22 protein-coding genes and 1 other annotated feature (1 of these 23 running past the window's edge) are annotated in these 18,609 nt (G+C 37.5%); of the genes, 5 read left to right on the top strand and 17 right to left on the bottom strand.

The features are described from left to right. Positions 1–169, top strand: a binding site (T-box leader) (it extends 70 nt beyond the left edge of the window). 52 nt (positions 170–221) lie between these two features. Both DOK78_RS03170 and DOK78_RS03165 read left to right on the top strand, forming a co-directional pair. Next, positions 222–1,880, top strand: coding sequence for a 2-isopropylmalate synthase (locus DOK78_RS03170; RefSeq protein WP_207942272.1), 1,659 nt, complete (start codon positions 222–224; stop codon positions 1,878–1,880). 65 nt (positions 1,881–1,945) lie between these two features. Then, positions 1,946–3,004, top strand: coding sequence for an endonuclease/exonuclease/phosphatase family protein (locus tag DOK78_RS03165; protein WP_207942273.1), 1,059 nt, complete (start codon positions 1,946–1,948; stop codon positions 3,002–3,004). Between the two features lie 5 nt (positions 3,005–3,009). Here the strand turns inward: DOK78_RS03165 and DOK78_RS03160 are convergent, their stop codons facing one another. The 13 genes from DOK78_RS03160 to DOK78_RS03100 form a co-directional block, all read right to left on the bottom strand. After that, positions 3,010–3,384, bottom strand: coding sequence for a hypothetical protein (locus DOK78_RS03160; protein WP_243430714.1), 375 nt, complete (start codon positions 3,382–3,384; stop codon positions 3,010–3,012). 93 nt (positions 3,385–3,477) lie between these two features. After that, on the bottom strand, positions 3,478–3,816 hold the full coding sequence (locus tag DOK78_RS03155) for a hypothetical protein (protein WP_207942274.1): 339 nt from the start codon (positions 3,814–3,816) through the stop codon (positions 3,478–3,480). Positions 3,817–3,834: 18 nt separating this feature from the next. Continuing rightward, positions 3,835–4,458 carry an HAD family hydrolase gene (locus DOK78_RS03150; RefSeq protein WP_207942275.1) on the bottom strand — a complete coding sequence of 208 codons (624 nt, stop codon included), beginning with the start codon at positions 4,456–4,458 and terminating at the stop codon, positions 3,835–3,837. Positions 4,459–4,536: 78 nt separating this feature from the next. Next, on the bottom strand, positions 4,537–5,832 hold the full coding sequence (locus tag DOK78_RS03145) for an LLM class flavin-dependent oxidoreductase (RefSeq protein ID WP_207942276.1): 1,296 nt from the start codon (positions 5,830–5,832) through the stop codon (positions 4,537–4,539). Between the two features lie 3 nt (positions 5,833–5,835). Beyond that, the gene (locus DOK78_RS03140) at positions 5,836–6,120 is read right to left on the bottom strand and encodes a glutaredoxin family protein (protein WP_207942277.1); all 285 of its coding nucleotides are present in this window, start codon (positions 6,118–6,120) and stop codon (positions 5,836–5,838) included. A gap of 4 nt (positions 6,121–6,124) precedes the next feature. Next, the gene (locus tag DOK78_RS03135) at positions 6,125–7,117 is read right to left on the bottom strand and encodes an MsnO8 family LLM class oxidoreductase (protein WP_207942278.1); all 993 of its coding nucleotides are present in this window, start codon (positions 7,115–7,117) and stop codon (positions 6,125–6,127) included. Between the two features lie 13 nt (positions 7,118–7,130). Next, positions 7,131–7,871, bottom strand: coding sequence for an amino acid ABC transporter ATP-binding protein (locus DOK78_RS03130; protein WP_207942279.1), 741 nt, complete (start codon positions 7,869–7,871; stop codon positions 7,131–7,133). Then, positions 7,868–8,581 carry an ABC transporter permease subunit gene (locus DOK78_RS03125; protein WP_207942280.1) on the bottom strand — a complete coding sequence of 238 codons (714 nt, stop codon included), beginning with the start codon at positions 8,579–8,581 and terminating at the stop codon, positions 7,868–7,870. Before DOK78_RS03125 ends, DOK78_RS03130 begins: the two co-directional genes overlap by 4 nt. Before the next feature lie 19 nt (positions 8,582–8,600). After that, positions 8,601–9,413 (bottom strand): transporter substrate-binding domain-containing protein, encoded by an 813-nt coding sequence (locus DOK78_RS03120; RefSeq protein ID WP_207942281.1) that lies wholly within the window; start codon positions 9,411–9,413, stop codon positions 8,601–8,603. A gap of 21 nt (positions 9,414–9,434) precedes the next feature. Further along, the gene (locus DOK78_RS03115; protein ID WP_207942282.1) at positions 9,435–10,250 is read right to left on the bottom strand and encodes a transporter substrate-binding domain-containing protein; all 816 of its coding nucleotides are present in this window, start codon (positions 10,248–10,250) and stop codon (positions 9,435–9,437) included. Positions 10,251–10,263: 13 nt separating this feature from the next. Continuing rightward, positions 10,264–11,025 carry an amino acid ABC transporter permease gene (locus DOK78_RS03110; RefSeq protein WP_207942283.1) on the bottom strand — a complete coding sequence of 254 codons (762 nt, stop codon included), beginning with the start codon at positions 11,023–11,025 and terminating at the stop codon, positions 10,264–10,266. A 13-nt stretch (positions 11,026–11,038) separates the two neighbouring features. Next, positions 11,039–11,581: a GNAT family N-acetyltransferase gene (locus DOK78_RS03105; RefSeq protein ID WP_207942284.1), complete on the bottom strand. Its 543-nt coding sequence runs from the start codon at positions 11,579–11,581 to the stop codon at positions 11,039–11,041. Further along, positions 11,563–12,132 (bottom strand): NAD(P)H-dependent oxidoreductase, encoded by a 570-nt coding sequence (locus tag DOK78_RS03100; protein WP_207942285.1) that lies wholly within the window; start codon positions 12,130–12,132, stop codon positions 11,563–11,565. The genes DOK78_RS03105 and DOK78_RS03100 overlap by 19 nt, the downstream gene beginning before the upstream one ends. Positions 12,133–12,452: 320 nt before the next feature. Here DOK78_RS03100 and DOK78_RS03095 point away from each other — a divergent pair, with 320 nt between their 5' ends. Together DOK78_RS03095 and DOK78_RS03090 are read left to right on the top strand one after the other, a co-directional pair. Next, positions 12,453–13,382, top strand: coding sequence for a LysR family transcriptional regulator (locus DOK78_RS03095; protein WP_207942286.1), 930 nt, complete (start codon positions 12,453–12,455; stop codon positions 13,380–13,382). 326 nt (positions 13,383–13,708) lie between these two features. Next, the gene (locus tag DOK78_RS03090) at positions 13,709–14,077 is read left to right on the top strand and encodes a CPBP family intramembrane glutamic endopeptidase (protein WP_243430716.1); all 369 of its coding nucleotides are present in this window, start codon (positions 13,709–13,711) and stop codon (positions 14,075–14,077) included. A gap of 38 nt (positions 14,078–14,115) precedes the next feature. Here DOK78_RS03090 and DOK78_RS03085 read toward each other — a convergent pair whose 3' ends face one another. Continuing rightward, a complete protein-coding gene (locus DOK78_RS03085) occupies positions 14,116–14,928 on the bottom strand; it encodes a YwqG family protein (protein WP_207942287.1) in 813 nt (270 codons plus the stop codon). Between the two features lie 184 nt (positions 14,929–15,112). Here DOK78_RS03085 and arr point away from each other — a divergent pair, with 184 nt between their 5' ends. Further along, positions 15,113–15,529 carry an NAD(+)--rifampin ADP-ribosyltransferase gene (arr, locus tag DOK78_RS03080; RefSeq protein ID WP_207942288.1) on the top strand — a complete coding sequence of 139 codons (417 nt, stop codon included), beginning with the start codon at positions 15,113–15,115 and terminating at the stop codon, positions 15,527–15,529. 24 nt (positions 15,530–15,553) lie between these two features. On the opposite strand, the gene rpiB is transcribed toward arr, so the two are convergent. From rpiB to DOK78_RS03065, 3 genes are read right to left on the bottom strand one after another with little or no spacing between them, the layout of a single operon-like run. After that, the gene (gene rpiB / locus DOK78_RS03075) at positions 15,554–16,012 is read right to left on the bottom strand and encodes a ribose 5-phosphate isomerase B (protein ID WP_207942289.1); all 459 of its coding nucleotides are present in this window, start codon (positions 16,010–16,012) and stop codon (positions 15,554–15,556) included. Positions 16,013–16,029: 17 nt separating this feature from the next. After that, positions 16,030–16,500 carry a PTS sugar transporter subunit IIA gene (locus DOK78_RS03070; protein WP_207942290.1) on the bottom strand — a complete coding sequence of 157 codons (471 nt, stop codon included), beginning with the start codon at positions 16,498–16,500 and terminating at the stop codon, positions 16,030–16,032. 4 nt (positions 16,501–16,504) lie between these two features. Continuing rightward, entirely contained in the window at positions 16,505–18,580 is a 2,076-nt protein-coding gene (locus DOK78_RS03065) for a BglG family transcription antiterminator (protein ID WP_207942291.1), read from the bottom strand. Positions 18,581–18,609 lie beyond the last annotated feature (29 nt).

Below are 18,609 nucleotides of genomic sequence, written 5' to 3'. Positions count from 1 at the left end.
AACGCAAGATAAGGAACTCGCCTCGAAGTAGCCTTAATGACCATTTATTTAGTTAAGGACGGCAGCCGACCGTTATTTGGAAAAATCAATCAATGCGACATTGATTGATAGAGGGCATGGCTTTTTTAGTCATGAACAGGAGTGGTACCGCGAGTCTTTCGTCTCCAGTAATTTACTGGAGATGAAAGGCTTTTTTATTTTCTATTGAAGGAGGAATTTACATGTTTAATCACACAAAATACGAGAAAAAATATTACCTACCCCCGCAGTTAACCTATGATTGGGTACAAAAAGAAACGATCGAGCGCGCCCCAGTTTGGTGTAGCGTTGATTTACGTGATGGTAATCAAGCCTTAGCCATTCCTATGAATTTAGAAGAAAAATTAGCCATGTTTCAATTGTTAGTTGCTATTGGTTTTAAAGAAATCGAAGTTGCTTTTCCGGCAGCTTCAGAAACAGAATTTCAATTTGTTCGAACGTTAATTGAAGACAACTTGATTCCAGAAGATGTCACAATTATGGTGATTACCCAAGCACGTGAACATATCATTCGTCGGACTTTTGAAGCAATTAAAGGTGTTCCTCGAGCGATTGTTCATTTGTATAATTCAACTTCCGAAGCCCAACGAAGACAAGTTTTCCGTAAAAGCAAAGAAGAAATCAAACAAATCGCCTTAGACGGTGCCATCTTAGTGAAAGAATTGGCCGAACAAACACCAGGGAATTTCTATTTTCAATATAGTCCCGAAAGCTTCCCTGGAACAGAAGTCGACTATGCTTTAGACATTTGTAATAGTGTCCTAGATATTTGGCAACCTACACCTGCACACAAAGCGATTATTAATATTCCAACGACGGTAGAATATGCGATGCCTCACATTTTCGCAAGCCAAGTTGAATATATTCATAAACATTTGAACTTTCGTGAGGCAGTCACCTTGTCTGTTCATCCCCACAACGACCGTGGATGTGGCGTAAGTGATGCTGAATTTAGTGTATTAGCTGGAGCAGATCGTGTTGAAGGAACTCTTTTTGGTATTGGCGAACGAACTGGAAACGTCGATATTATCACGCTGGCAATGAACATGTATTCTCAAGGCTATGATCCTCAATTAGACTTTAGCCATCTAGAAGAAATACGCAAACGTTATGAAATGTTAACGAGAATTAGTGTCCCAGAAAAACAACCTTATTCTGGTGACATGGTTTTTACCGCTTTTTCTGGTTCTCATCAAGATGCGATTTCTAAAGGGATGAAATATCGTGAAGAAAATCAAATTGACATTTGGGATGTGCCCTATATTCCAATTGATCCCGTCGACATTGGCCGAAATTATCAAACAGATGTCATTCGCATTAATAGTCAATCTGGTAAAGGAGGCGTGGGGTATTTACTTGAAACCAACTATGGCATTAAATTACCTTACAAAATGAATGAAGAATTAGGATATGCCATCAAAGCGATTTCAGATAACACCAATCGCGAATTAACGGCGCAAGAAATTTATGATGCCTTCTTACAACTATATGTTGATTTCCATCCACATTTTGAAATTACGGATTATCGCTTTACACAAGGAACACCACAAGAAGTTACTTTAACTATTTTAAAAGATAACCAATCCATTGAAACACACAGTGCTGGTTCTGGAAGTTTGGATGCGGTGAATCAAGCGCTTAAAAAGACTTTGGGTGCGACATATACGCTTGAAGTTTACGAGCAACATTCATTAGGCAATAATTCCAAAGCGCAAGCCTGTGCACAAATTGGCATCGCCTCACAAGGTAAATTGTATTGGGGAGCTGGTATTCATCAAGATATTGTAAAAGCTTCGATTCAAGCTTTGGTTAATGCAGTGAATCGTTTAGAAGTTTTTTAGTCATTAGGGATTCCTTTTTTTCACAAATAATCTTACAATACGAATGAAGACAAAGGAGTCCACGAATGAAAAAATTACTTAAATACAGTACTATCCCACTTTTGTGCCTGTTACTTGTTATTGTTAGTTTGATTAGCTATCTTGCAATCAATGAATATCGTCCACCAGCAATCGAACCCCTGATTCCAATAGTAGGCAAAGAAACGATTGATGAAAAACAATCGCTTTCAATTGCGACGTATAATATTGGTTATGGCGGGCTAAGCGCCACAGAAGATTTTTTTATGGATGGCGGAACCAATGTCCAACCACACAATAAAAAATTTGTGCAAACTAATCTAGCAGCAATTGCCCAAACTTTACAACAGGCAAACGCTGATATTCATTTGTTACAAGAAGTGGACCGTCAATCCAAGCGTTCTTATTATATTGACGAAGAAAATTATTTCCAAGAAAAATTAAATACAGCTAGCGTCTTTGCCTATAATTTTTTGGTTGATTTTGTTCCTATTCCTGTACCACCAATTGGACGGGTTGCGAGTGGTTTAGCCACCTTCACGGATTATCAAATGACGCAAGCCAATCGAATTTCCTTGCCAGTACCTTTTAAATGGCCTATCCGCTTGTCTAACTTAAAACGAGCGTTATTAGAAACGCGTTTCCCAATTGCCGGCAGTGACAAAGAACTCGTCATCTTCAATTTACATTCGGAAGCTTACGATAGTGGCGAAGGAAGAATGGCGCAAAGTAAAAAACTTGCACAGCTCTTAGCAAAAGAATACGCAAAAGGGAATTATGTCATTGCAGGTGGAGATTTCAATCAAACATTCGAAGGAAGTCACCAGTTTCCAACAGTTAGTAAAGACATTTGGCAAGCAGGTACCTTTGCCAAAAAAGACTTACCAGAACATTTTAGTTTTGCCTATGATGATACCTATCCGACTGTGCGCGTATTAAACAACGCGTATACAGGCGATTACGAAACTTCGCAAGTGTATGTTATTGATGGCTTTATTGTTTCAGATAATGTAAACGTTGAAGAAATCAAGACGCAAAATACAGATTTCAAAGCAACTGATCATCACTTGGTAAAACTGACAATCACCTTTTCATTTATAATCTAAACCAATCAACGACGAATTGATTGCAGAATTTTAGCAATGATACCGGCAACTAATCCCCAAATCAAATTAGTCATAAGTACACTAATGATTGAATAGATGCTGAGAATCGGCCCTTGTACCTGCCCTAATAACATAGGCGATAACACGGCACTTAAAAGAATAGCTAACACCCCATATGTCACACCCGTTGCCCCTAATGTAATAATTGGATCAGCGGTTTTTTGTGCAACCAACACCCAAATAACCGTAATTAAAATGGTTGCCCCAATGCTTACCATGGGTTTACCTAACAGTTCAGAAATGCCCACTATACTAAAAAATGGGCGAATTAGCGCCAAAGCGCCTAACCCCAAAATTAACGTCCAATTTTGTTTATTCATTTTCATCCACTCCTCTATAACAAAAGTGTACGAAAAAAATAGCAATGAAACATCGGTCGCACTATGGAAAAGCTTCTACATCTCTAGCAGGAATTATATAGGCATTTGCCAACGCTGGTCTTGCCAAACGACATCGATATCATCCACATGCACCTGCCAGTTTCCGGAAATTTGCTGACGAATTTCTGTTAAACAAGCAAGCCAATACGCCAAGGTTGCTTCAATTAATTCATAGTCATCAACGAAAGGTAACTTGGTGGCACCTTCAAATATCGTGTCGGAGGTTGGATTTTCATAAACACAAAATGATTCGGCAAGCTCTTGCCATTGGAAATTGGTATTGTATCGTTCAATAATCGCGGCACTCGTTGCTTGTTCTGTGACAGTTAACGGTTGCGCTCGTTTACACGTATAATAAATCGATACACTCATCTTTTTTCATCCTTTCCTTTATAAAATTTCAAGTAATTCAGATAATTGACTAACTGTATAATCGGAGTGAAATAGCTCGTTTTCTGGTTGATACTGTCCCAGACCTTGGCGCACGCGAATCGTGGTAAACCCTAATTTTTTGGCTGGAATAATATCATTGTCACAACGATCGCCGATGTATAGGCATTCCTGAGCAGAAACGTGCGCTTGCTGAAGAGCATAGGTAAAAATATCAGGGGAAGGTTTTTTCATGCCAATTTCAGCTGATGAAATAATCAAATCAAAATAATGCGCAATGTCATGGGCAACTAATCGCTCAACCAACCCTGTTCCTTGATTAGCAATAATTCCCAAATGATAGCGAGAGGCTAATTGTTCTAAAGTAGGAATCGTGTCTGGATAGCGCCTTTCGCCGGTATACGACCACTCAGGTTTGGCTAATTCAGTATAACGTTCCCAAACCGTTTTAATTGGTTTCTTTCCTAATTTGGACGCTTGAATCATTTGACCGTAATATTCTTCAGGAGTAACGTGAATGCCCATCAATGCTAATTGTTGGGTGCATTGTGTGACGTGTTCCACATAACAACGTGTTTCATCAATTAATGTAAAACCAACATCAAAAAATACCCATTTTTTCATACTATCAACCACCTTTCCCTGTTAGTGTACCATCCTTGCAAAAAAAAAGACGCTTCCTGTAAAAGGAAACGTAATTTTTTATTTAACAATCGGCACTCCAATATTTTCACGTAAGGTACTACCCGCATAGGCTTTGCGATAAATACCACGCTCTTGTAGAATTGGAATCACTTCATTGATAAAACGTTCAAATGAACCTGGAATATCACTCCCAATAATAAAACCATCAATTGCCTCTGCTTCAAACCAGCGTTGGATTTCATCTGCTACATCTGTGGGTGTTCCGATGAAATTTGGTCGTGGTACAGCTTGTTCTAGCGCAACCTGACGCAAAGTTTGATTGTTGTCTTTCGCGCGTTGCTTAATATAATCCGTTGTACTACGGAAGGCATTTTTTCCGATGTCGCCTAATTCAGGGAACGGCGCATCCAAATCATACGAACTAAAATCGTAATCATCAAAATAACGTGCTAGGTAACGAACAGCATTTTCGATTGGAATCAAACTAGCAAATTCTTGATATTTCGCTTCTGCCTCTTCTAATGAATCGGCAACCAACGGATTAATTCCTGGATAAATTTTTACATAATCTGGATTTTTACCCGCAGCTTGTGCACGTTTTTTTACATCATCATAAAAAGCTTTGGTTTCTTCTAACGAGCTACTATGGGTAAAAATTGCCTCGGCATTCCCTGCAGCAAACGCTCGGCCATTTTCTGAAGAACCCGCTTGAAAAATTAACGGCTCACCTTGCTTTGAGCGACTAATGTTCAACGGACCGGCTACTTGGTAATAATCGCCTTCATAATTTAAGCGATGTAATTTACTTGGATCAAAGTATTCACCCGTTTCTTTATTTCGTGGAAACGCATCGGCTTCCCATGAACGCCATAACCCACGAACCACATCTAAATGTTCTTGGGCGATTTTATAGCGCTCGTCGTGTGGTGGTAATTCTCGATTATTGTAATTTTTAGCAACGCCTGCTTGAGGTGAAGTCACCAAATTCCAGCCAGCACGACCGTTACTTAAATGATCCAAAGACATTAGTTGGCGTGCCAACGTAAACGGATCAGTATACGTAGAAGAAAAAGTTCCGACTAAACCGATATTTTCCGTAATCGCAGCTAACGAAGATAATAACGTAATCGGTTCAAAGCGATTTAAAAAATGCGGAATTGATTTTTCTGATATGTACAATCCATCCGCAATAAATACAAAATCAAATAACCCTTTCTCAGCTAATTTAGTTCGTGCTTTATAAAAATCAAAATTAGTACTAGCCGTTTCATCGACTTCTGGATGGCGCCAGCCGTCTGTTGTACCGCCAACGCCATGCAGAATACTGCCAAAATGAATTGTTCTTTTACTCATACCCTACACCCCAATCTCTGCTTCACGTAAACCATTGACAACATGCTCTAAACCAAGGTCAGTAATCCCTCGGTAAACGTGACTACCCGCTGAAGCAACCTCAACTACAGGAACATAGCGAATGCCGTATTTCGCAAACAAAATATCACGAAAATTATCTTGTTGTGTCACATCAATTACTTGATATGCTAATTTTTTTTCTTGGAAAAAGTCTTTGATTTCTTGGCAATAATGGCAACCATCTTTTGCCCATAAAATAATCGATGCTTCTTGATTTGTTTGCGTCATTTTCTTACTCTCCTTTTAATTCATTCGCTAAAGCTTGAATGATTTCATGTTTTTTATCATAAGGTACACCTGGCGTATGAATCACAAAATGCTCGGTGTTAAAACGTTCTGAAAAATCTAGTAAATCTGCTTTGACTTGTGCCGCGCTACCTACAAAAGCTCCGACTTGTCGCTGAATCACTTGCGCTTCTTCTGCTTGATGTTGCTGAGCATATTCCTCAGCTGTTGCTTGATCAGCAAAATTAAGACGTTTCCCTGTATTAAAAACAACCGTATACGAAACTTGCTTTTCTAGATACTCGGCAGCTTCTGTTTCATCCTCGGTAATATAGACCACTACCGCAATTTTAAACGTTTCTTTTGCTTGGTATGCTTGGCGAGTTTTAGCCAAAGCCTCTTCGTCAGCATTGCCAAAGTATGGATAAATAAGACCTGCTTGTTCTTGCGTGGCCAGTTCAGCACTTTCTTGACTTCCACCTAATAATTCGATGGCTAGTTTTTCTTGAATTTGGGGTTCCAACGTGTATTCGGGTGTTGCATAAGGATGTCCTTCAGGAAAATCATTGCGGATAAAATGTGCTAGTTCAGCAAACTTCTCTTCAAAACTAGGTGCTGGTTTGATAAAGTCTCGTTGTAAAACCTCCACAGCTTCGTCTTTGCCTCCTTGGGCTTTACCTATACCTAAGACCACCCGTTCAGGCGCTAGATGATGCAACACACTAAAAGACTCTGCCACTTTAAAAGGAACATAATGCTGCAACATAATACCTGCTGCGCCGACTTTAATTTTTTTAGTGCTCGCTAAGAGATAGCCAATCAAAACTTCTGGTGACGCACCAGCTAGCTCTTTAATCAAATGATGTTCTGAAACAAAAAACGTATCAAAACCGAGGGCATCCGCTTTTTGCGCAAAAGCTACTGTCTTGGCTAAGGTCGATGTCGCCGTTTCCCCTTCATAAACGATACTTTGATCCAACAAACTTAATTTTATCCCCATTTCTTTCCCTCCTTTAATGGTAAACGGCAGTCCTTGCTAAAAAGTTTTTTGTCCGTTGTTCTTTTGTATAATCAAATACTTCTTGCGGTGTTCCTTGTTCAACAATCACACCATTTTCCATAAAAATGACCCTATCGGCAATTTCATAAGCGAATTGCATCTCATGCGTAACAATCACTAACGTACTGCCTTCGTTCGCTACTTGTTTGATGACATCCAGTGTTTCGCCAACTAATTCTGGATCAAGTGCCGAAGTTGGTTCATCAAATAAGATTACTTCTGGATTTAAAGCCAAGGCGCGGGCAATTCCCACACGCTGTTGTTGTCCACCTGATAATTCATGCGGATAGTGGTTTTCTTTCCCTGCTAAACCCACTTTTTCTAGCAATGCTTTGCCTTTTTCAGTTGCTTCTTTTTTAGGTGTTTTACGAGCAATCACTAGCCCTTCAATCACATTTTCTAAAGCAGTCCGATTAAAAAATAAAGCATACTGCTGAAAAACCATGGCTGTTTTTTTGCGAATAGCTAAAATTTGTTTTTTCGTTGCTTGTTTAAAATCAGCGGTAGTCTCACCAATTTGAAGTGTGCCTTGGTCAGCACGTTCTAAAAAATTCAAGCATCGTAAAAAGGTCGTTTTACCTGAACCACTGGGACCAATAATCACGACCACCTCACCTGCTTCAATCGTAAGGTCGACCCCTTTCAGAATTTCATTTTGTCCAAATTTTTTATGAATATTTTGTATCTTAATCATACGAAAGTCCCCCTTACAAATTTGCGTGCGTAGTGGCGTTCAAAAAATCCTGATAGCTGTTCAATAAGTATCGATAAGCCCCAATAAATCAGTGCTGCTGCGATATATGATTCTAAAAAAGTATAGCTAGTGGTTGAAGTAATTAGTGCGCCATTTAAAACATCGACGACTGATACTAGAGAAACCAATGCGGATGCTTTAATTAAGACAATTAATTGACTACAAATCATCGGTAGCACAATCGGAACCATTTGGGGTAAGACTACCCGACGAATCGTTTGAACTTGCGTAAGCCCAATCGATGCGGTTGCGTCCCATTGATCTTGAGGAATACTTGTTAAAGCCCCACGAAAAATTTCTGACAAACCGATACTTGCGTACAAGCTAAGGACAAACATTGCGATATATTCCCGATTAATGTCTTTAAATTGTAGTGACCAACCAAGTGCTTGAGAAATACTGTCAAACGCATCGGAAAAAACTAAATACGCCACAATTAAGCTCAACACAATCGGAATCCCTTTACCTACCGTAATTATTCCAGAGAAAATTTTCGCTAAAATAGGCAGACGGTAAAATCGAATTAAAGCGATAATCAATCCCACTGCTGTTCCAATCAATAAAGGAACCAGTGCCAGACGTAGCGTGACCGGAATATAAGGAATTGCTGCTTTAAAAGCTGTGATGATCGCGTTAATATCTATTTTCATTTCCTTCTACCTACTTTCTTTATTTTGTATAGTCGTCACCAAAAATATCAATCGATAGTTGTGACAAGGTTCCTTCATCAATTAATTCTTCTAACGCACCATCTACAGCTTGTTGTAACTCTTCATCGCCTTTTTGGAAGATGAAAAAGATCCCCGCACTCTTAAGTGCTTTATTCGATGCTTGCAAGTTAGCATTAAATTGTTCATTGTATTTATTGGTATCGAATTTCGTTAAAATTGCTGCATCGGCTGTGCCATTTTGCAAGCCTTTAACCAATACTTCACTAGCTGCTTCGTTATAAATAATCTCAATCGCCTGATTGTGCTCTTTGTTATACGTTTCTAAAATATAGGCTACTTCACTGCCTGGTGAAGCAAAAACCTTTTTCCCTTCTAAATCAGCCAGTGATTCGTAAGCTGCACCGGTACTTTCATCATTGACAATGTGATGTGCATACGTATTATACGCAACCTCGCCATAAAGATATTTTTCTCCTCGTTCATCATTGTACGCATAATTATGTGCAGCCAAACGAACTTTATTTGCAGAAAGCGAAGTTAAAATATTTTTAAAATCCATCGATTCAAATTCAAAGGTATACTGAGGTAATTTTTCATCAACCGCTTTTAACACCTCGACATCATAGCCTTGCAACTCATTATTTTCATCTAAATATACAAATGGTTGATAGACATTTCCTGTACCAACAATAACCGTTTCAGCATCTTCATCTGCTCCTGTTTTTTCTGATGAATCTGCCTTATTTCCACATGCCCCTAAAAAGAGTGCTCCGACAATTCCTAATGAGATCAACCACTTTTGTTTTTTCATTCTATGCCTCCTCAGTAATTATTATTTCGTATAGTCATCTCCTAAAATATCAATGGATAATTTCGATAAGGTTCCTTCATCAATTAATTCTTGCAACGCACCATCTACCGCTTCTTTTAATTCTTCATCGCCTTTTTCATATAAGAAATATGTTTTAGAAACATTGATAGGCTCTCCAGAAATCTGTAAATCGGCATTAAATTGTTCGTTGTATTTATTGGTATCATATTTCGTTAAAACGGCCGCATCTGCTGTACCGTTTTGTAACCCTTTTACAAACACTTCACTGGAAGCTTCATTATAGATAATCTCAATTTTATCGTCATGCTCCTTATTATATTTTTCAAGTAAATACGCGACATTACCCCCTGGTGAAGCAAATACTTTTTTACCAACTAAATCATCTAGTGATTGATAGGTGGCGTTTTGTCCTCCATCATGCACAATGTACAAGGTATAATCGGTATAACCAACTTCGCCATAGAGGTAGTTTGCAGCACGTTCATCATTGTATTCATATTGATGTGCTGCTAAACGAACCTTTCCAGCTGAAAGTGAGGTTAAAATATTTTTGAAGTCCATTGATTCGTATTCAAAATTATATTGATCGAGTTTTTCATCAATCGCTTTTAAAATCTCAACATCGTAGCCTTGCAACTCATTATTTTCATCTAAATATACAAATGGTTGATAAACATTTCCTGTCCCCACAACGATTGTTTCTGCATCGGGATTTTTTGAAGTTTCTGTTGCGTCTGATTGATTCCCACAAGCACTTAAAAGTAGTGCTCCAACAATTCCAAATGAAACAACCCATTTATTAGTTATTTTTTTCATAATTTTCTCCTTTTCAACGAACAACTTTCGGTAATTTTTTTTCTTGTTTAACTTGTTTAATTAGTGGCTGAAACGTTACAATTGGTTTGGATTGCGTTACTTTTTTGGATTGAAATTGATAACGTCGGCCTAACCAAGCAAAGAGTTGTTCAAGAATAATACTTAAAACGACAAAGATAATTGCCGCAATAAAATATCCTTCTAACGAGTGATAGGTTAACGCACCTAACGCCCGAACTTTCCCAATCACATCAATGACCCCCAATGAGAAGGCTAATGAAGTGTCTTGTAATAAGTTAACAATCATCGTACCTGTTGCAGGTAATGCAATACGAACCGCTTGCGGTAAAATAATTCGCCAATACGTTTGAATTTTCGTCAATCCCACCGATGCCGCTGCTTCTTTTTGTGAAACTGGAACGCTTAAAATCGATGAACGAAAAATCTCTGAGAAAAAAGCCGCAGTATTTAATCCATACGTAATATATACGTAGTCAATTTTGTTCAAATTAGCTAAACTTGGGAACAGAATCGGCAAGCCATAAAAGACTAAAAATAGTTGCACTAAAATCGGCGTTCCTCGAATAAATGAAACAAATACACGACTAATTTGTGAGAGAACTGGTACCTTTTCAATTCGAAGAAACGCGATGAGCAACCCTAGCAACATGCCAATCATCGAAGCAACCACCACAATGAGTAAGGTTATAGGTAGCGCTGATAAAATTTTTGGAAAAAATGAAACTACATATTCCCATTTAAAAAAGTCTGACATCACGTTCTCCTCCTTAATGCGTAACTACTTCAGGTATTCGTAAAATATTTTCGTCAAATTTTTCAGGGATTAATACTTTATAAAGAGCGACACCTGTATCATCTTCATCTTCACGCGTTGTTAAAATTTGATAACCATTTCGTAGATACATATCTAACAACCACGGATGCTTTCTACCCGATGTCCCAATCACATAAGCCGGTGCTTTCAAAATTTTGACTAAAAATTCTTCTTCAACTTGTTTGATAAACTTTTTGCCAATGCCTTGTCCTTTTAATTCATCTGCCGTAGCAAACCACCAAAGAAAGGGATAATTGGAAATCGGTGTTTCATTTTCCCACGGTTGGCGAACAGTGATGGTAGAAATTAAACGACCTTCGCGCTCTAACACAAGTGCAATCCCAGTTTCAATATTTTCGATGACGCTTTCTAAAGTGGCGTTAGTGGACGGCCAATCAATGCCATAATCTTTCACTTCTTGAAAGGATTCTTGAATCAATTCTAAAAAAGCGGGTGCATCTTCTTTGGTAGCAATTCTTAAACGATCTTTTCCCATCGTGGTTCCTCCTTTAGCTGTTTTGCTTCAATCCGAGTATAAAATTGTTCTAATTGTTGATTGATACGTTGTTTAACCACATCACTAACTAGAAAACCATTAATATCATCTTTTGTGACTTGCTCTTGGACAACATAGGTTGATTGCAAGAGCTCTTCTGTTCCTAATTCTTTTAAAACTGGTTCTAAGGCGTACTGTAACGCCAACAAATGATGATGCGATCCTCCCAGCCCTAATGCGTAAACGACTTTATTTGCTAATGCTTTTTGTGGCAATACGTCTAAATAGGTTTTCAAAATTCCTGAATAACTGCCTTTAAAAATTGGAGTAAAAACTAAAACACCCTCACTAGCTGCAATTTTTTCGTTATATGATTGAAGAGTGCTATCCATGACATCAGCAGTCAATAACGCTTGATGCGGCAACATGTTTACTTGAATCACCTGCGTTTGTAATTTATAGTCAAACAATACTTTTTGCGTATATTCTACCAAGCCATTTAATCTAGAAGACATTGAATTGGCACCGACAATGAGTGTAACTTTCGTCATGTTTATCCCTCTTTCCTGATTGTTTAGTGAAATTTGTTTCTAAACTATAAGGGATAAAAAACACAGTTACAAATAAAAAAAAGTAATCTAACGTATCAAAAAAACTAATGAATGAAAAAACATTCATGTGTAAAAACAACAAAAAAGCTTGATAAATCAAGCTTTCAAACAACTATATTCTTTTTATTTTCACCTTTATTTTTAAAATCCAACATCCTCTTTCACGTGATATAAAAAAACTATATCCCTAAAACAATAAGATTGTTGATTACACAAACTCTCTTTATACTGTAGAAAATACACTAGAAAGAGGGCAATTTATGGACATACGAGAAATTCAGACATTTGCAGTTATCGTTAAAACCGGCAGTTTCCAAAAAGCTGCTGAAATTTTACAATATTCACAACCAACTATCTCTATGCGCATCAAACAATTAGAAGCCGAATTAAAAATTCCCTTATTCGAACGGGGCAAAACGTTACAATTAACCCCTGCTGGTACTCTTTTTTATGAAAAAGCCCAAGCACTTCTAGCACAATATGACGCATTGGATCAGTTGGCGGAACAATTACATAACGAAACGCCACGTTCTTTAGTTTTAGGTATTTCAGATCCGACTGCTAGCTTAATTATGCCACAAGTCATCAAGTCATTTAATGATGCACATCCAACCGTTACGATTCATGTACAAGTGGCTGATGCCAACGCTTGTAGTCAAGCACTCCAAGATGGCATCATTGATTTTGCTATCTGTGGCGCACCCAATTTAATGTTGGACCATTATTATGAACCTTTTTTCTATGACGACTTAAATTTATTGGTTTCAGAACAGCATCCACTTGCTCATCGAAAAGTGGTGTCATTAAAAGAATTAAAAAATGAAACCTTCTTATTTACACCAGAAAACTGCCCGATTCGGATTCAAATCGAGCAGTATTTACGTCGCAGTATTGGCGATCAATATAAAAAAATGGAAGTAACGACTAGCTTGTCACACAAATATTATGTCCGTGAAAATTTGGGCGTTTCGATTTTTACTGCCACAGCGCATTCAGAAGTATTTAGTGGAACGAAAGTCATTCCCATCAAAAACTTGCCGATTCATCCACCAATTGGTTTATTGACGCCTTCAAATAAAACTGACTATGATAGCATTACCTTATCAATGATTCAACGGATTATCGAAGCATTTGAAAACCGTGGACAAGACTTACACTATCCAAAAATCTTGCGTAACCACACAAAATAAAGGACCTTATGTTATCATAAAAGAAAACGTTAAAGGTTGTGTGCTTATGAAACAGCGTTCACGTATTTTATTTGTCAGTTATTTTATTGTCATGCTCGTATTGCCAGCATTCTTTAGGAACTTTTTTATCCATTGAGTGGTTTTCAGTTGGCTCCTCTCTTTTTTTATTAGTATTCGCTTTATTATTATTTGGAAAACAGTTGCGTTTAGACTTTCAGCGCTTCACGCAACAAGTGCATCTGGGAAAATTTTTACTTTCTTGTATCGGTTATTTTCTATTGCTAGGTCTTATTCGTACGATCACCTATTTCATTTTGGATCTTTTTATGGATACTAATCAAATTGGCCAAAATCAGGAAATGTTAAATGAACTATCACAAAATATTCCGATGATTGCTACGTTCTTAGTTATAGCTATCTATGCCCCCATCGTCGAAGAACTTGTTTTTCGGCAAGCAATTATGGGATATGTCGATAAAAACAATCGGCCAAAAGTGATTTTTTTAACCATTCTTTCTGTGGCTATTTTCACCTTATTACACACATTACAAGTGGTTGACATCTTTTTATACCTTCCACTTTCACTACTATTAACTTGGCTTTATTGGAAATATGACCGCAACATTATTGCTTCAATTATTTTTCATTTTGTGAATAATACTATTGCAGTCATTACGATGCTGCTATTGCTATAAACAAAGAGCGACTCGCTACACGCAAGTCGCTCTTTTTGTTAATAACAATCCCAATTGTAAAGAACATTGGTAAAATTTCGATTGGCTAAATCTTCTTTCGAAATAAAGAAATTACCTACACCCGAGTCGCCCCACATAATCCCAATCTCATCCGTGTCTAACTGGAACAATAATTCAGTATGTGTGACATTTTCAGCGTAGTTACGGGGGTCTTCTTGTGTGAAGAACGGATAGCCTCCCATTAGTGCCCCAGCAATTGCGAGATTCTCATAAATGGCATCGCTCACATCATCGGCAGCATCGCCAAAGTGCGTTTCCATATACTTATAAAAATGCGTGCCATATACTTTTTCAAAAGAATAACTATCTGTCACTAAATAGCGAGGTTCGATTGTCCCAAGCATTTGAAATTCACCATTCACTACACGATAGTCATCTTCTTTAGGGAATTCTGCAAAAATGTCATCCATTTCTTCTCTGGTATAACTTTTTTTTATGATGTCTTCAAAATAAACAACTCTAAACCCCGTATTATTGGTCGGGTTATCAAAATCCAATCCCATCAGATCATCGAATAAATCAATATAAAATGCTAAAATTCCCTTTTTCGGATATTCTGCTAAGTGCGGCATTTCTTCAAAATTGATTTGGGCTAATAAAGATAACGGTTGACCTGCTAAATTTGTTGGATAAGCCAACTCTTTTGGAAAATAACCCACACCACCTGCTTTACTCGTTGTTAAAGATAACGGTCCCGCATTTTTAAAAGAAAAAGCCAACGCAGCTACTTCTGTTTGTTGCATCGCCTGATATATGTCATCATTTGGAAATAGTTCTCTTAATGATTTCATGTTAACACCTCGCTTTTCTTTCATTGTAACGAGGAAGTTTTTATTTAGCAAACAAAAACGGGAACCGACACGCTGGCGGTTCCCTCACCTTTATTATACTACACTTTGGTCGACAATTATAGACTGGTTCTTTCACCGAAAATAGCATAAGATAGACTTCCAAATAACAATCGGAGGTACGTTTATGACAACTGATAATGTGTTAGATCGTGGACCCTTTTTGCATGGGACAAAAGCTGTCTTGCAACTAGGTGATTGCCTTAAACCGCAACATCATTCCAACTATGAAGTCGGACGAATTTCTAATTATATCTATTTTACAGGTACTTTAGAAGCTGCCAAATGGGGCGCGGAATTGGCCATTGGTTCTGGAAAAGAACGAATCTATTTAGTGGAACCTTTAGGTGAATTTGAAAATGATCCCAATCTAACTGACAAACGTTTTCCTGGGAACCCCACACGCTCTTACCGCTCGAAAGAACCATTAAAAATCATTGGAGAACTGGCAACATGGGAACGCCATACTGATGAAATGATTGCTCAAACAAAAGCTCATTTAAAACAAATGCAAGCTGACGGTACAGCTGAAATTATTGATTAAAAAAGAAGAATTCTTCTTTTTTAATCAATTTTCCTGTTTGCGTCTTTCAATCAAATGAATTTTCTCAATTCTACGTAAATGACGTTCATCCATCGAACATTCTGTCTTCAACCAAGTATCCACAATCATCAGCGCCAAGCCTTCACCGATTACGCGTTGCCCTAAGCACAAAACATTGGCATGATTGTGTTCTTTGGTGGCTTGTGCGGAAAAGACATCCCCAACCACCGCAGCACGGACACCTGCTATTTTGTTGGCGGTAATGCTAACGCCAATCCCTGTTCCACAAATTAAAATCCCACTGTCTACTTCATTCTTAGCCACTTTTTCGGCGACCATTTCGGCAAAATCTGGATAATCTCCAGATTCTAATAGCTTATGTGTGCCGACATCAATGACTTCAATGTTGTGTTCTTTTAAAAAGACAACAATTGCTTTTTTCAGTTCAAAGCCACCGTGATCATTTCCAATTGCGATTTTCATTTTCTTATTCCTTTCTTTTAATAGCCATTTTCTTCAAGTAAGGTAATGATGTCTTGGGCTTCCGTTTGTTTCGATAATGCTTGAAGTAAGGTAGTATTTTGAATTAACTCCATTAATTGTTGCAGCATCGCTAATTGCTGATGCGGTTGATTCAAGCCTAAGATAAAGATGAAATCAGCGCCTACAGATAAATTAATGTCGTCCATCCGTTGAAAAGTAACTGGCTTTTTAGGAACGACCAAGGAAATAAACTCTTCTACAATACATTCCGGATCTGTATGAGGAATTGCAATCCCAAAGGAACCTTGGTGCAAACCTGTTGGAAAAACCTGTTCACGCTCAATAATTTTCTGTAAGAATTGTTCCGTCACCCAACCTTTTTCAAGCGTTTGTTCCGTTACTTTAGTAAACACAAATTCGCGGTTTTCAAATTCATCACCTAATAAAATCGGTGCATTCTTTAAATAATCTGTTACTTTTTCTGCCATTTTTTTACCCCCAATAGTTGATTCGATAGGAATGTAGAATTTTATAGGCTTGTGCTGCCGTCTGACATTCTACTAATTTTGAAATATAATCGTCTCTTCCGGATAAATCCATTAATTCTAAGAGCGCATCTATATGCTTTTCTTTATCATTGGAAGCTAATAATACGACAATATGTATCCGTTCACCTGTCTCAGTAACAAGTCCTTCTTTAAAGATACCAAAACTCATAGCTACTCCCAGCGCGCCTTTTTCTGGTTCAGTATGTGGCAAGGCCAATCGATTGCGAAAAACCATATACGGCGGTATCTCTGCCATCTCTTGTTTTAATGCCGTTAAATACTGTGGTGTGATTATTTTTTCAGAAATGAGTGGTTGACTTAACGCGTCTAGCGCTTCATGCCAAGTCACCTGATTTTCTTCAATTAATATACTTTTAGATGGAATTAACTGGTCGAAATGAATCACGTGGTCTTTGATTTTTTCATTTTTTGCCACATTTTCTTTTAACACATTTAAAACATCTAAAAATAACGCTTCTTCATCTAATACTTTGGTATTTTTTTTAACTTTTTTGACAATTTTTTCAGCTAAAGCAAAATCATCCATTCCAACTAACGTATCATTCATTACTTGCTTTCTAAGCTGTAATTTACCCTCATCGGTTAGAAAATCCTTCACTAAATAAAACCGTTTGTCCGTTTCTAAAGGTACCGAAGAAAAAACATATTCTGCTTCAATATTTTTCTCATAAAATTCTCTAGCCGATAGCGTGGCGATAAAATCAATTTCGGGGAAAAGCCCCGTCAAATTTCTTTCTAGCATCAATGAAACCGAAATGCCATTCGTACAAACAATGATGGCCGTTTTGCGTTCTTCCTTTGCAAGCACACTCTCATGTTCTAATAAATGTCCGCCAAAAAACAAAGCCAAATAAAAGATTTCCGTTTCTGGTAACTGTTTTGAAAAAAATTGTTCCAATGGTTCTAAGGATTGTTTCACTAAATAAAATACCGAAGAAACACCCATATTTTTTTGTCGTTCGATGTCCACTTCATTTAAGTGCATTTGATATTTAATCCGATAATAAGCTGGACGCATGTGTATCATCACTCGCTGTAACAACTCTTCTTTATCTACAATGGTCACATGGGCTGTTTTCTCAAAGTTTTGAATGACCTTTGTGACAGCTAATTCTAGTTGCCGCAACTCCTTAGCAGATAAAATGTCGATTTGCGTCAAATTCGTTGATAGAAATAATAACGTAAAGTAAATCACATCATTAAAATCAGCTGTAGCAAGCGCACCATCAAAAAATATTTCTTTGATCACATTGTATTCTTGTGTTTCTTGTAATTCTGAGAAATCTAATTCGACATCGTAACGAATCGTTTTTTTGCGTTTCACACGTCGATGCAACAACAAAGTGAACACCGGTAAATTTTTGATGTTGTTGTCGGAGTAGCGAATATTTAGAGATTGTTCAACAGCTTCGACTTTCGCTTGATAGTTGGCTAAACTCGCTTCATTAATATCCGCAAATTGGAGTAACAATGTGCCATCTGTATCAAACAAATAAATTTGATTAATTGTTTCCAATAACAACTGTCGACGTTGCCATTCAGTTGCTTTAATGCGATAGCCTTTTGAGCGTAAATACTCTAATTTAAACCCTTGTTTAGCTAAGAGTGCACCTAACTCTTTTAAATCTCTAACTACGGTATTTTTACTCACATTTAGTTCAACAATAAAATGATTCATTGATAAAAAATCAGTTTTTGATAATAACATCAATGTGATTAAATGCATCCGTTCCTCTGGTGCCAAATAAATATCAATTTGTTTACGCTGATGCAAATCATTAAACTGCTCGTTAACTGTTCGCGGAACAACAAAGTGGCCATTGGGCGTTCGATGAATTGCTTCTAATTGTAAATCGGCTAAATATTCGTTCAGTTTTTTAAACGAATAGTTTATTTGCGCCCGTGTTAAACCCAAGCGTTTGCCTAATGTTCCACTTGTTTCATTAGGATGATTCAATATCTCCATAAATAATTCATTTGTTCGTACGTCTAATTCCATGATATACCTCTTTTTACCCTTATCTTTAA

This window comes from Enterococcus sp. DIV2402 (assembly GCF_017426705.2).
GTDB lineage: Bacteria > Bacillota > Bacilli > Lactobacillales > Enterococcaceae > Enterococcus_F > Enterococcus_F lowellii.
The sequence above is the reverse complement of the archived record's forward strand: the minus strand, read 5'-3'. Positions and strand labels throughout refer to the sequence as shown.